Origin of the sequence: Tunturiibacter gelidiferens (assembly GCF_014201335.1) — a bacterium.
Lineage (GTDB): Bacteria > Acidobacteriota > Terriglobia > Terriglobales > Acidobacteriaceae > Edaphobacter > Edaphobacter lichenicola_E.
Map to the genome: position 1 here is coordinate 534,292 of NZ_JACHEB010000003.1, position 13,810 is coordinate 548,101.

Here is a 13,810-nt window from a genome sequence, read left to right on the forward strand (position 1 = left end):
CGTTGTAAGTGTAATAAAATGTTATGGTTGAAGGCGTTTTGAGATTGGCATTCCAATTGCAGCTTTCAACCGTTGTGGATGAAGTTATTGGAACGCCTTACTAACCAGGAGAGTGAAAGAAATGAACTCCAAGAATCAGAGACGAATGAAGATTAAATCTGCCTCAGCCGTTATGTTCGCCAGTGCCTTCGCGTTCACCTTCACGGTTGGCTGCTCGACCAAGAACTATGTCAAGTCCCAAACCGCGCCTATCATCCAGCAGACTAACGACCTCGATACTAAGACCGCCGCTGACCATCGCAATATCGTTGACACCGATGAGCGGGCCAAGACCGGAATCGCCGGCGCACAATCTGCCGCCGATACAGCCGATCAGCATGCTCTCGCAGCGGGTCAGTCCGCGGATGCGGCAAATCAATCCGCCAAGGAAGCTTACAACCGGGTCGACAGCCTAAGCGGTGTCGTCGCGAATTTGGACAACTACAAGCAGATCTCGGATGTGAGCGTCACGTTTGCCTTTGACAAGTATGTCTTGACCGCGTCTGACAAGAAGCAGCTTGATGATTTGGCTGCAAACCTCGGCAATACCCGTGGTTACATTCTTGAAGTGACTGGCGGAACGGACTCGGTTGGTGATGCGCAGTATAACTACCAACTCAGCCAGCATCGTGCCGACGCAGTCGTCAACTATCTCTCCTCCAAATACAACATCCCGCCGCACAAGTTCTACCTGATTGGCATCGGCAAGGACCAGCAGGTTGCGAGCGACAGCACAGCCGAAGGTCGCGCGAAGAATCGTCGTGTCGACATCAAGCTGATGACCAACATGAGCAACGATCAGCCGAGCAATGCCTCCGCCACCAAACCGAACGGGCAAATGTAATCAAAACTATCCGCAAGACCAAACGCGCCGGCATCATGTCGGCGCGTTTGCTTTTAATCCCTCACAAGCTTCGATAGTGATCTACGTCTTGAGCTTTCGATAGACAATCGCCAAGAGCACAGACGCCAAAATGACCCAGACAAGCTGGTACCAATAGAAAAACGGAAAACCCCAGAGCGCCGGCGTCGAACGCGCATAGACAATCGGGAAACAAAGGCCGAGATAGGGCAGTAGAAGCAGCAGCACCCATCGGCTCCTGCGTGGCCTTGATTCAGCTTTTCCTTCGGGCTCAGGCGTCATGGTGCAAAGCATAATGCATTTGTCTCGAAGGTGGGAAGCCAATCACTTCGGGTAAGTCATCGGGTAAAGTTGAAGATATGGCCGAGTCCACCCCCCAGAATCTCCCGCCGAGGGCCGCTCCCGACGACACAGACCCGATTGCAGAGGCGATAGCGATCATGGCACGGCTGCGCGCTCCGGATGGCTGCCCCTGGGACCGCGAGCAGACCTTCGACTCTATCAAGCGACACACGCTCGAAGAGACCTACGAGGTCTTCGACGCCATCGAACGCCGCGCCTGGCCCGACCTCAAGGATGAACTTGGCGATCTTCTCCTCCAAGTTCTCTTCTACGCGCAGATGGCCTCTGAAGCCGGTCACTTCGACATCCATGACGTAGCTGAAAATCTGAATGCCAAGCTCATTCGCCGTCATCCCCATATCTTTGCCGATGCTGAAGCGGCTGACGCCAATGCCGTTCTGCGCAACTGGGAGCAGATCAAGCAATCCGAAAAGAAAGCATCGCAATCCACGCAAACCTCGCTGCTGGACGACATGCCTCGTTCGATGCCGGCCTTGATGGAGGCGGGTAAACTCGGCTCCCGCGCAGCGAAAGTGGGATTCGACTGGCCTAACACCGACGGCCTCTTCGACAAGCTGCGGGAGGAGATCGGCGAACTCAAGGCGGAACTCGATCCGCCCTCAGCGGCTGGGTCCACAACCGCGATCGAAGCAGAGCTGGGAGACATTCTCTTCACAGCCGTCAATCTCGCCCGACATCTCAAGATCGACCCCGAATCGGCTCTGCGCGCCACCAACGCAAAGTTTCGTCGCCGCTTCGCCGCAATGGAGGCCGCCGCAGGCAGCAGTGCCGCTCTGGCAGCCTCCACTCCGGATCAGCTCGAAATACTATGGAATCAGGCGAAGAACGCCGCCACAGAACCGACAAGGTCATGAACGCCAACCCCCAACCTGCAATCCACATTCAGTCTCTTAGCAGCCTCGAACACTTTGAGCGTTGTGTCGTTCTCCAACTCGAAGTCTGGGGTTACAGTGACGGCGATGTGATCCCGCGGCGTGTCTTCGTCGTCGCTGAGCGCATCGGCGGACAGGTTCTCGGAGCCTTCGACGGTGATACCCTCGTCGGATTCGCCATGTCCTTGCCGGGCTATCGCGACGGCAAACCCTATCTCCACTCGCACATGCTTGCTGTACTGCCGCAGTACCGAAACTCCGGCATCGGTCGCCGCCTCAAGCTCGCCCAGCGCGACGATGCCATCGCACGCGGCTTCGATCTCATGGAGTGGACCTTCGATCCCTTGGAGATCAGGAACTCGCATCTGAACATCAGCCGTCTCGGCGTCATCGTGCGGCGCTATCAGGCCGATTTCTATGGTCCCTCATCCTCCCCATTGCAGGGAGGCCTCCCGACCGATAGGCTATATGCGGAATGGTGGCTGCGCTCCAGTCGTGTAACCGATCTGCTAAGCGGCGAGCCTCAGCCTCAACAGGTCTTCGAACGCATTACCGTCCCGCACACCATCTACCAGTGGAAACAGGACCCCCAGCAGCGAAGCCTTGCGCGGTCCCTGCAGAGCAATAACCGCGCGGCACTCGAATCGGCATTCCAACGGGGTTTGGCCGTAGTTGGCTACGAACGGGATGCTCAGGGTAATGGCAATTTCCTCCTCGGCCTCTGGAAATAACACCCGGCAGATCTGATATATCAGGACCCCACCGCAGTACAATTTCATTGAGCCCCGCGCACCAGACCCGCCCCGATCCAATAATTCGGAAAGACAGGACTGCAATGCTCAACATCGATGCGATTCACCTCCGCGAGATCAACCTGCCGTTAGCTCATCCCTTTGAGACCAGCTTCGGCCTCACCACCGGCCGCCGCATCCTCCTTGTAGAACTCGAATCAGAAGGCCTCACCGCATGGGGCGAGTGCGTCGCCGGCGAACACCCTTACTTCAGCGATGAGACTGTCGATACCGCCTGGATCATCACTGAGTCGGAGCTTGCCCCTCGCCTGCTCGAGGCTGATGTAGAGAGCGGCGGCAGTTGTCCTGATATCTTTCGCCAGGTCCGCGGCCATCGTATGGCCAAGGCTGCGCTGGAAAATGCCGTCTGGGATCTCGAATCACAGGTGAAGAGTGTCCCGCTCGCCGACCTCCTCGGCGGAACCCGCGACGTAATTCCCTGTGGCGTCTCGATTGGCATCCAACCCTCGCCCGCCCATCTGATGGACAAGATTGCCACCGAACTCGCCGCCGGCTATCAGCGCATCAAGTTGAAGTGCAAGCCAGGCTGGGACGTGAAAATCTTCGAAGCCGTCCGCGACCGGTGGCCCGATATCACGCTCAGCTGCGATGCCAACTCCGCCTACCGCATGAGGGACGTCGAAGACATCGTCGAATGGGATCGTTTCGATCTGCTCATGATCGAGCAGCCTCTCTGGTACGACGACTTCTACTTCCACTCCATGCTGCAGAAGCGTCTGCTCACCTCCATCTGTCTCGACGAATCCATTCGCAACCGCCGCGACGCTCTCGCCGCAATCGACATGGAGTCCTGTCGCATCATCAACATCAAACTCGGCCGCGTCGGGGGCTTCAGCGAAGCAATCGCCGTCCATAATGCCGCAGTGGAGCGCGGTATTCCGGTCTGGTGCGGAGGCATGCTCGAGACGGGCATCGGCCGGTCGCACAATATTGCTCTCTCATCGTTGTCGAACTTCTCGCTGCCGGGTGATGTCTCGGCCTCCAGCAGGTACTGGGAGCAGGACATCATCGAGCCGGAGGTCACGGTGAGCGATCGAGGGGAGATCACCGTACCAACCACACCAGGCAGGGGCTTCGAGATACGGCGCGATCGAATCGAAGCGCTCACAGTCCGCCGGCAAACGCTCCATGCGAAGGCCCGCGTGACGGCCTGACAGATCTCGTTATCGATTCGGTAGCGGCGTATCTAACATCATACGAATAGCGTCCTGGTAGCTCATCGGCCCTATCATTTGAAAGTCGCTGCCGGTTGATTCGGTATGAACGTTGACTGTCTTCAGCATGAGAGCACGCACGCTGAGCCGCATCGAAAAGTAAGTGAAGATCCATCGATTGCTGCCAGCGTCAGCTTGATTCAGCTCCAGTTTGCCCCCGGGATAAATATGGGCGAGCATGCCCCAGCCGAAGTTCACACCACGCGAGATCGTCCCTTCCATGCGAACCAGGTAACGCGACTTGGCATCGATCCACACCCTTCCTTCGAGACCGGTCAATGCCTCTGCTTCTGTGTTTGGCGGATTGAACTTAGGGTTCGGCTTGTAGTCGATTACGATCTCTAACGCGCCTTTATTTTTTCCTGACTGCGGCTGTCCCGGTACGTAAGTAAAAATTGCTGAATCAGCCATCAAAGGCACCAACTTATCCGCCATTTTGCGGTCCGATTCGCTATTCCGGATATGCCGGTAGAACGCTGACGGCGACGCGATCATGTCGTTCAGGCGCTCCCGCTCCGCCTTATCCTGCTCATCGGTCAGCGGTTTTCCATCTCTCATGATCAACCGCGCCACCGTTCCCTCTTTACTCTCAACGACGTCACGGACTACATCGCCCTTATCACTGATTGTGTGAGTGCGATATCGAAAATAGGAGTCAGTATGATGAAGCGCTTTCAGCTCGTTCGCCGACGCGTCGACGATCCAGGAGCGCGGCGGTATCGACAGCAAGGATGCTTCGCCTACACCTTTTGTCGTAGCACCACCCTGCGCCCGTGCTGGCCCCGCAGCTACCGACAACAGCAGCAGGAGAGATCCGATAACGACCCGGTAGCGTGACCTCCTTTGTTCCAAAACTGCCGTGAATTGTGGCCCGCCCGCCGAAGCTGCTTCCCGCGCATCCACCTTAGCCATTACCAACCCATACCTCTCATCTCCCCATTCTATGGGTCTTTCATAAGACTCACGGAGCCCGGCAAAGTATTCGCGGTTTGCCTCTCGGCATGAGCTTGGGTATAGTTCGGGCAAGGTATACATGCAGCAGGCAGGACCTCAAGGGAGAAAAAAACGTCTATGAAACCAGCAGAGGGTTCCACCGTCATCGGTAAGTCGGTCGTCATCCGGGGACAACTCTCCGGAGATGAGGACCTTTACATCGACGGAGACATCGAAGGAACCATCACGCTCAAGGACAGCGGTTTGACCATCGGGCCCAACGCACGCGTTCGCGCCGATATCACCGTCCGCGACGTCACCGTATTCGGTCATCTTACAGGCAACGTGCATGCCACAGGCCGAGTAGACCTGCGCCAGTCCGCAATCGTCAACGGGGACATCCTCGCAGGTCGGCTCAGCATCGAAGAGAGTGCTGTTCTGAAGGGGAGTGTCGAACTCAAACAAGGCTCCGGAACGCAATCCAAGTCCTCAACTTCGGCCGCAACACCTTCTGCGCCAGCCGAGCCGAGCGCTCCTTTGTTCACTCAACCACAGGCATAGAACCAGAAAGGGAAGCGGGCTCATGCGCAGCCTTTTCGGCAGTAGCGAGAGTACAAGCAGTCCACGAGGCGGCGACACCGGTCGCATTCCTCGGCATTCCAGTGGATGGAAAGAGTTGATGAAGCACCTGCAGACGCAGGATTCACTACGCATCCTCGACATTGGACCCACTTCGTCCACCAACATCAACTACATCACCAGCCTCGGGCACAGCATCTACATGGCGAGCGTCGTCGACGAAGCGTCGAAACCGGAATGGCTCACTCCCGCCAAAGACGGCGAGCCACCCAGCTTCGATGTCGATCGATTTCTTGAGAGCAATCTCAACTTTTCCGGCCGCGTATTCGACGTCGTCATCTTCTGGGACACAGCAGATTATCTTCCGGAGCCTCTCATTGCGCCCGTACTGTCCCGTATCCACAAGGTGCTTCAACCTGGCGGTCTTATGCTTGCTTTCTTCCACCAGACAAGCAGTCCGGAGACATACTTCTGTCGATATCATCTGACCGATACCGACGTAGTGGAGATGCAGCGTGCGGGGAACTACCCATTGCTCAACGTCTTCAATAATCGCAAGATTGAAAACCTGCTCAGTGAGTTTAGTAACTTTCGATTCTTTCTCGCAAAAGACAGCCTTCGCGAGGTCATTATCACTCGATAAGGATACGGCTACTTGCCGGTCTTTGGCCGGACGTTAGTTAGTGCGGAGAAGAGAAGGCGCCTCAATTCGAGGCGCCTTCGCTTTTTCAAGGAGCAATTCTTACGGAGCTATCCCTTCGAATTCTGCTTCCGGCGCTCGGCCCAGCGCTTCTTCATCGCATCGGCGATTCGTTTGCGGCCCTCAGGGCTCAATTTGCGTTTGCGAGGGGTCGTAGCTGCTGATGCAGCGGCAGCGGCATTCTTGCTCCCTTTGGGACGGCCAGGCCCGATGCGCTTAGTTGTTGCCGTCGTTCCGGCCAATAACGCACGTGCCTGCTGTAGCTTTGCTATCTGGCCATCAATCTCGGCAATGATACGGCTAACTTCCACGTGTTACCTCCAATGGCATTGGTAGATCGACTTACTCGGGGATACTCTGCCGACCGATTCTTATTGCCACCTCATGACAATACATAAGTAGCTAAGATGATGCAAACAATAAGTAACTCGTCCGTCTATTTAGTTTTGACGGTGTTAGCTTCATGGTCGTCGGTTCTATGTGCCGTTTTCGAAGCGCGAATCGCATACCCAGGTCCTGCTTCATCCAGCTCCTCGTGCCGCGCCCCCCCGAGGCCACGACGGTGATGAGACTCATCGATGCACCTTTGCAGATCTTTCAGCGTTCCTTGTTTGTCTCGTGCAAACTCAGTCGCCATGCGGGTCAGCGCGTAGGTAAGGATGTCACTGTGATGCAGGTCCTCCATATCCGGCGCACGCCGAATATTAAGCCAGAGACGATGCACCAGCTGTACTTCGTGCGGTTCGATGGTAGGTGCGTGCGGCCCGATGTGGAAGCTAAGTGACTCGCCATCCGGTTTGATGACATAAAAAGTAAATTGCCGCTTCGGCTCAGGGAGTGCCTCCCATGCCTGACCAACATGGTAGGCCTGCTCCTCAGCTGTAAGTTTGGTCGAGAGTCCAGAGACCACGGCCGCTGCATCCAGTGAGTTAGCCGTCTGCACCAGCGCCGAAAAGATATCTCCGGCAGGAACTACCAGCAGAGAGATATGCTTCCCGAAGCTTTCAGCTACCGAAACAGCTTTGGTAAACAGCATCTGTTCATGCTCGCTGAATAACTGCTCCGACGCATCGACATACTCCGGTCCTCCGGCACCCATCATTCGGGCAGCCAGCACCACCAGGTCTTGATCGTCCGTATTTGTATGCGTCAAAGCCCACTTCAGAGCGAAAGGCGCGGCCGAATCGCGCATCGTCACCACTACCGCACCCGGTCGAATGTCAAGCGCTTCACGACCCACGTTATCCTGGTGCTCGAGCTGAAAATGCTCTTTCATCTGCAGCGTAGTCAGATCGTGGCGACGCTTGTTATCTCTCTCCGAGAGAGAAAAAATGACAAAGAATGCAGCAGCAAAAATAACTCCACTTACCGTAGCAACCGATTTCGTAAATAAATTAACAATTGCAGTCGTAAGCAGAACCAGGAAGACACAAAGTAGTCCCAGAGGGATTTCTGTCTTTCCGATTCGAATATTCAGGGGCACCTTCCAGCCACGTTCACCCTTGTACTTCCAGCGCAGCACAAGCATCGCAAGGGCGTTGAAGGTAAAGCTCCAGATCACGCCAAACGCGTAGGCTTCGCCCAACATGATGACGTTGCCTCGAGTCACAAAGATCGTGAACATCTGCAGTCCGGCAACCAGGTTGACGATGCGGAAGCTGGTTCCATATTTGCGCTGTGGCTTGCGAAACCAATCTGACAGCACCCCATCCTCGGCCACGCGCATCAGAACGCCAGTCGAACCGACGATTGCGGTATTCACCGCTCCACCAAGAATCAGAAACCCGACGATAACCACAAAGACACGGAAGCAGATCCGCACTGCCAGCGGACCCACCATGAACATTGCCATCCCGGCGATCAAATTGTCGCGATACACCGGCACCCGCACGGCGTCGGGAATCAACATCACCGCCAGCAACGTGCCAATGCCGGTAAAGATGAAGCTGTAGATCGCAATTACAATCGCTGCACGCTTCAGGTTCTTCAGCTTCGGATGTTCGATCTCGCGGTTCACCTGCGCCAGGGATTCCTCACCGCTCATTGCAAGCACGGAGTGCCCGAACGCCATCAGTACGCCGAACAAACCCAGCGTCCGCATAAATCCTGTGTGCTTCAGAAATCCAAGAGCGTCCGCACTGAAGTGAAGGTTGTCAGGAGTCGGCCAAGGCGGTAGATGCGCCCCGACATGGATCGCAGAAAATACTCCCCACGAAAGCAGGATCACAACCATCACGGTCGTGATCTTCATCACCTTTAGAGCCTTATCGCTGGACTCTTCAATCCCTTTAGTGTTCTGCCACCAGAAGTAGGTAGTGACCAGCGCGGCAATCGCAGCAGAAGTTCCATTAACCGGCAACTGCCGAGCCGATCCGCTCGAATGCAGCACCAGCCTGCTGGCCCAGTGATGCGTCGCACAAAGCCGGAGCAGCTCGTTCAGCAGACCCACAATGTACTGCCCGGCCGAGACGCCCGAGATTGGCCCTGTCAGAATGTAGTCGAACATCAGCGCCGAGACGCTCAGCTTCGCAAAAGTCCCGCCCAGCGCCTCTTTCACAATCCGGTAGACGCCGCCCCGCGTGAACATGCTGCAACTCTCTACATAAACCGCGCGCACCGCAAAACTGAACAGCATCACGCCGAGAATGAACCACGGCGCAGCCTTCCCCACCGCCTCTTCCGCGATGCCGCCTGCGTAAAACGCCGAAGACCCCAGGTCGTTCAGCACAATTGCAGCAGCCCGCCAGAACGAAATAAAGGTGAGCATGACCGACGACGCCACCACCAGGCGGACGCGGTTCGATTGTGGCTTATTGATAGTTTGTTTAGATCCCATTATGGTTTGCTGTTTGATAACGCGAACAGCCAGCGATACTGAATAACTTCAGCACGTGCGACCGCCACTCCCCAACCTCAAGTGGAACACTGCCAACACCCACCGGCAAGAGCAGAGTATGATCCTGCTTCCGCCGTTGACAGCTATTCTTCATCCCCCAGCAACTCCTTCAAATCTTCTGCAAAACTCACCACAATCACGACTGCAGACCCCGCCATCCCGATGAAGAACAGCGGAACAACGATCTTTGCAACGAGATGAATGACAAAATCCATGCGCATCCATTGTATCTCTCAAACAGCTGAAAACTAACTGGAAATTGTCACCTCAATGTTAGACTTCAGACGCGATGCGACTTATCCCCCTGCGACTTTGGGCCATGGCTGTGCTCTCGGGCGTCCTCCAGGTTTTACCCTTCCCAATCGCGGGCCCAGTGCCAGTCTGGCGAACCACCTTTTGTTGGATCGCACTACTACCCCTGATCTGGGCCATTCTCGCTAACGACAAGAACGACAACCCACTTACCCTCCGCCAGGCAGCAGCCATAGGCTATCTCTGCGGCTTCGTCTGGTACATGGGCAACTGTTACTGGATCTACCAGACCATGTATCTCTACGGCGGCCTTGCCAAGCCTATTGCCGCCGGCATTCTCATCCTCTTTTGTCTATACCTCGGCCTTTATTACGCTCTCTTTAGTACGTTGCTCGCCGCCTATCGAAGCCGCTTCGGCCGTCAGGCCGCATTGATATTCGTACCCTTCGCATGGGTGGCCGTAGAACTCGCCCGTGCCCGTATCACCGGTCTCCCTTGGGATATTCTCGGCATCGCTCAAGTTGATAACCCGATGTTGATCCACCTCGCGCCCATTACAGGAGCCTACGGCCTCTCTTTCGTCATCGCGGCGGTCAACGCTCTATGGCTCCTTCGCATCCGCCTCCGCGAGCGCCGCTACACCCGGCCTCTGCTCACCACGGCCGGAGTCATCATCGTCGTTGTCTACATCATCGGGCTTCGCCTCATCGCAAACCCAAAGCCGTCGCCCACCACCGCAACAGCCACCCTCGTACAGGAGAATCTCGAGGTAGGAGCCGCCAACACCGGCCCGCAGCCGACAACCCAGCAGTTCCTTGACTCTTTCTCCTACCTCAGCCACTACCCCTCAAAGAAATTTCTTCTGGGAACGCCCGAACTCCCCGGCACTCAGACGGTCTATCTCCTCCGTCCCCGCGCTGATGAAACCGACGACACCATTCCCGCCGCCACCAATCTAATCGTCTGGCCAGAATCTCCAGCGCCCTTTGAAGACATCGACCCGCAGTTTCGCTCTGCAATGTCGGCTCTGGCACGATCAGCGCAAGCTCCCATCATCGTCGGCAACATCGGCTTCGAACCAAATCCCGCGAACAAATCCGGCTACACGCCCTACAATCGCGCTTCCTTCATCGATCCCGACGGCGCCTTCGTCGGCCACTACGATAAGATGCACCTCGTCCCCTTCGGCGAGTACGTTCCCTTCAAAGAGTTCTTCTTCTTCGCCAAAAATCTGCTCAACGAAGTAGGCAGCTTCGAGCCCGGTGCACACCGCACCGTCTTCTCTACCGGCGGCCATACCTACGGCGTCTTCATCTGCTACGAATCCATCTTCGGCGACGAGATTCGCCATCTCACCCAGCAGGGAGCAGACGTCCTCATCAACATCTCCAACGATGGCTGGTACGGCAACACCAGTGCCGCATGGCAACACCTCAACATGGTTCGCATGCGCGCCATCGAAAACCATCGCTGGATCCTCCGCGCCACCAACACCGGAGTCACCGCGGCCGTCAACCCCTACGGCCGAGTCGTATCCGCCTTGCCGCGCCATCTGCGATCCAGCCTCCGCGTCCACTTCGGCTATGAGCACGACCTCACCTTCTATGCCGCTCATGGCGATCTCTTCGCTTACGCCTGCGCTCTTGTCACCGCTTTCGGCTTAGCCTTCAGCCTTAAATCGAAATTCACGTAAACTAGAGATCATGCTTAGCGATCTCGAATACTCCTACTCCCCGGTCCGCGACAAAGTGCGCGATCTGCGGGAGTATCTTTGACTCGGCCCGACTCCGCCGCGAACTCGCCGTCATTGAAGAAAAAATAGCCGATCCCACTCTCTGGGCCGACGCCTCGCGTTCGCAACCGCTCATGCGGGAACGTAAGCGCATCGAAACCCTTCTCGCCGACGACGCCGAACTCGCTCGCCGCTCCGACGACATCGAAGCCTACTTCGAACTCGCTCGCGAAGGCGAAAACACCGAGCCCGACCTCGTCCGTGAGATTCCCGCGTTAGTCGATTTCTCTGAAAAGCTCGAATCCAAGACCATGCTCTCCGGCGAAACCGATCCGCTCAATGCGATCGTCACCGTACATCCGGGCGCCGGTGGAACCGAGTCCCAGGACTGGGCCGAGATGCTCATGCGCATGTATATCCGCTGGGGCGAGCGCCAGAGCTTCAAGGTTGAGATCAACGAAGTTCAGGATGGAGACGAGGCCGGCATTAAATCCGCCACCTTCACCATCTCCGGCGACTTCGCCTTCGGCCTTCTCTCCGGCGAAACCGGCGTTCATCGCCTCGTCCGCATCTCGCCCTTCGACTCCGCCAAGCGCCGCCACACCAGCTTTGCCAGCGTCTTTGTCTCGCCCGAGATCGACGACACCATCGTCATCGACATCAAGACGGAAGACCTCCGCATCGACACCTATCGCTCCGGGGGCAAAGGCGGCCAGCACGTCAACACCACCGACTCTGCCGTTCGCATCACCCACATCCCCACAGGCCTCGTCACTGGTTGCCAAAACGAGCGCTCCCAGCACAAAAATAAAGAGCGAGCCATGAAGATGATGCGCTCGAAGCTCTACGAGTACGAGCTCGATAAAAAGAAAGCCACGGCCCGCAAGCTTGAAGACTCCAAACTCGACATAAAATTCGGCTCGCAGATTCGCAGCTACGTCTTGCAGCCCTATCGCATGGCGAAAGACCTCCGCACCCGCGTCGAAGTCGGCGATGTCGACAGAGTCCTCGACGGGGACCTCGAGCCCTTCATCCGCGGCTATCTCCGCATGCGTCGCGAAGGCAACTTTCCAGCAGAGGCCGTGGAGGATGACGACGTCGCATGACATCTGTCACTCCATAGCGTGACAAGCAGCACTATTGCAGCAGGAAGGGACAAGGGATACTCACTCAAGTTGACGTAAGGCATCCAAAACTTCACCTCGGAGAATCCCTTGTTAACCACGGCCTCAAACAAACTCGACTACGGCGTAGATGCACCTGCCGTCATGCGCAACTTCTTTCTCATCGGCTCTGCTTTTCTGCTGGTGGCCATCTTCTCTCCTCCCATTCTCCATATCGGCCCCGTCGATTTGAATGCTCGCAGCTTCTATTGGCCAGCCGGCTTTCTCCTTGCCGAAGGATTTCTCTTCCTCCTTTACGTCAAGGTCGGCAAGTTCCGCCACCGCGATTTCATGCTCAGCCTGCACCCATGGCGTGGTGACGAAAACGTCCTCGACGTAGGCTGCGGCCGAGGCCTTCTCCTCGCAGGAGCAGCCAAACGCATCGCCGCTCTCTCTGGCACCGGGCACGCCACGGGCATCGATGTTTGGTCCAACGTCGACATGGGCGGCAACTCTGCCGTCGCCACCCAACGCAACCTCGGCCTCGAAGGCATCTCCGACTACTGCACCCTCCTCAGCCAACCCGCGCAGGAGATGTCCTTCCCCGACGCCACCTTCGACGTAGTCGTCTCCAACCTCTGCATCCACAACATCTACGATCAGCCAACCCGCCGCAAAGCCCTGCAGCAGATCGTCCGCGTCCTCAAGCCGGGAGGTGTCGCTTTAATCTCCGATTACAAGCTCACTGAGGAGTACGCCACAGAGTTTCGTAACGCAGGCCTCGCAGTAGAAAAGAAACGAGGCAGCTTCCTGACGACCTTCCCACCCCTCACTGTCGTCATCGCCCGCAAACCAATGTAACCGCTCGGCCTCCGTCGCATCCAACAAGGGAGTACCGGGAGGCATATCGAAGTGAGCGGATCCAAACCGACGATCAAGGCAGCTGATTCAAAACATACGCCAGACGAAAACGAGCCATTGCGCAAGCAGTTGATTGCACTTTTAGACGGCGGCCAGGCTCACGCCACATTCGATGAAGCCGTCCGAGACTTCCCAGCCCAACACCGCGGCACCGTTCCGCCCAATCTTCCCTACTCCGCCTGGCAGCTCCTAGAGCACCTGCGCATTACTCAGCGCGACATCCTCAACTTCTCCGCGCCTCCCACCGGCGGCTACCACCCCATTAAATGGCCCGACGACTACTGGCCAAAGTCCCCGCAGCCGCCCGCGACCAACTCCTGGGAGCAGTCGATCGCCATCATCGCCTCCGACCTCGATCACTTCAAAACCCTCATCCAAAACCCCAACTCCGATCTCTTCAAACCTTTCCGTTGGGGCGAGGGCCAAAACCTTCTTCGCGAAGCTCTCCTCGTCGCCGACCACACCGCCTATCACCTCGGCGAACTCGTCGTTCTCCGCCGCGTCCTGGGCGCATGGCACAAGTAAAGGCACA

At 56.7% G+C, this 13,810-nt stretch carries 15 protein-coding genes; 10 read left to right on the top strand and 5 right to left on the bottom strand.

What is annotated here, in order from left to right; genetic code table 11:
* Positions 1–121: 121 nt before the first annotated feature.
* Positions 122–883: an OmpA family protein gene (locus HDF14_RS08495; RefSeq protein ID WP_183975434.1), complete on the top strand. Its 762-nt coding sequence runs from the start codon at positions 122–124 to the stop codon at positions 881–883.
* Positions 884–964: 81 nt separating this feature from the next.
* Here the strand turns inward: HDF14_RS08495 and HDF14_RS08500 are convergent, their stop codons facing one another.
* A complete protein-coding gene (locus HDF14_RS08500; RefSeq protein WP_313899520.1) occupies positions 965–1,129 on the bottom strand; it encodes a DUF3311 domain-containing protein in 165 nt (54 codons plus the stop codon).
* Positions 1,130–1,260: 131 nt separating this feature from the next.
* Between HDF14_RS08500 and mazG the strand changes: the two genes are divergently transcribed.
* The 3 genes from mazG to menC all read left to right on the top strand — a co-directional run bounded on the left by mazG (position 1,261) and on the right by menC (position 4,102).
* Entirely contained in the window at positions 1,261–2,118 is an 858-nt protein-coding gene (gene mazG / locus HDF14_RS08505) for a nucleoside triphosphate pyrophosphohydrolase (RefSeq protein ID WP_183975436.1), read from the top strand.
* Positions 2,073–2,867 (top strand): GNAT family N-acetyltransferase, encoded by a 795-nt coding sequence (locus tag HDF14_RS08510; RefSeq protein ID WP_313899521.1) that lies wholly within the window; start codon positions 2,073–2,075, stop codon positions 2,865–2,867. The genes mazG and HDF14_RS08510 overlap by 46 nt, the downstream gene beginning before the upstream one ends.
* Before the next feature lie 104 nt (positions 2,868–2,971).
* Entirely contained in the window at positions 2,972–4,102 is a 1,131-nt protein-coding gene (gene menC, locus HDF14_RS08515) for an o-succinylbenzoate synthase (protein ID WP_183975439.1), read from the top strand.
* A 9-nt stretch (positions 4,103–4,111) separates the two neighbouring features.
* On the opposite strand, the gene HDF14_RS08520 is transcribed toward menC, so the two are convergent.
* Positions 4,112–5,074: a hypothetical protein gene (locus tag HDF14_RS08520; RefSeq protein WP_183975441.1), complete on the bottom strand. Its 963-nt coding sequence runs from the start codon at positions 5,072–5,074 to the stop codon at positions 4,112–4,114.
* 159 nt (positions 5,075–5,233) lie between these two features.
* On the opposite strand from HDF14_RS08520, the gene HDF14_RS08525 reads away from it, so the two are divergent.
* Both HDF14_RS08525 and HDF14_RS08530 read left to right on the top strand, forming a co-directional pair.
* Complete coding sequence (locus HDF14_RS08525) at positions 5,234–5,656, top strand: bactofilin family protein (RefSeq protein WP_183975443.1); 423 nt, start codon at positions 5,234–5,236, stop codon at positions 5,654–5,656.
* 118 nt (positions 5,657–5,774) lie between these two features.
* Positions 5,775–6,317, top strand: a complete 543-nt coding sequence (locus HDF14_RS08530; RefSeq protein WP_183975445.1) for a class I SAM-dependent methyltransferase — start codon at positions 5,775–5,777, stop codon at positions 6,315–6,317.
* A 107-nt stretch (positions 6,318–6,424) separates the two neighbouring features.
* Here the strand turns inward: HDF14_RS08530 and HDF14_RS08535 are convergent, their stop codons facing one another.
* From HDF14_RS08535 to HDF14_RS08545, 3 genes are all read right to left on the bottom strand, one after another.
* A complete protein-coding gene (locus HDF14_RS08535) occupies positions 6,425–6,685 on the bottom strand; it encodes a hypothetical protein (protein WP_183975447.1) in 261 nt (86 codons plus the stop codon).
* Positions 6,686–6,810: 125 nt separating this feature from the next.
* Entirely contained in the window at positions 6,811–9,210 is a 2,400-nt protein-coding gene (locus HDF14_RS08540; protein WP_183975449.1) for an APC family permease, read from the bottom strand.
* Between the two features lie 143 nt (positions 9,211–9,353).
* Entirely contained in the window at positions 9,354–9,491 is a 138-nt protein-coding gene (locus tag HDF14_RS08545) for a hypothetical protein (protein ID WP_183975451.1), read from the bottom strand.
* A gap of 68 nt (positions 9,492–9,559) precedes the next feature.
* Between HDF14_RS08545 and lnt the strand changes: the two genes are divergently transcribed.
* From lnt to HDF14_RS08565, 4 genes are all read left to right on the top strand, one after another.
* Complete coding sequence (gene lnt / locus HDF14_RS08550; protein ID WP_260698119.1) at positions 9,560–11,215, top strand: apolipoprotein N-acyltransferase; 1,656 nt, start codon at positions 9,560–9,562, stop codon at positions 11,213–11,215.
* Between the two features lie 10 nt (positions 11,216–11,225).
* Positions 11,226–12,360 (top strand): peptide chain release factor 2 gene (gene prfB, locus HDF14_RS08555; protein WP_183975453.1). Its coding sequence is split into 2 segments (ribosomal slippage): positions 11,226–11,294 and positions 11,296–12,360, totalling 1,134 coding nucleotides; the frame shifts between segments, so codons are not numbered across the junction.
* A gap of 108 nt (positions 12,361–12,468) precedes the next feature.
* Positions 12,469–13,218, top strand: coding sequence for a class I SAM-dependent methyltransferase (locus HDF14_RS08560; RefSeq protein WP_183975455.1), 750 nt, complete (start codon positions 12,469–12,471; stop codon positions 13,216–13,218).
* Positions 13,219–13,269: 51 nt separating this feature from the next.
* The gene (locus HDF14_RS08565; protein ID WP_313899522.1) at positions 13,270–13,803 is read left to right on the top strand and encodes a DinB family protein; all 534 of its coding nucleotides are present in this window, start codon (positions 13,270–13,272) and stop codon (positions 13,801–13,803) included.
* The last annotated feature ends 7 nt before the right edge of the window (positions 13,804–13,810 follow it).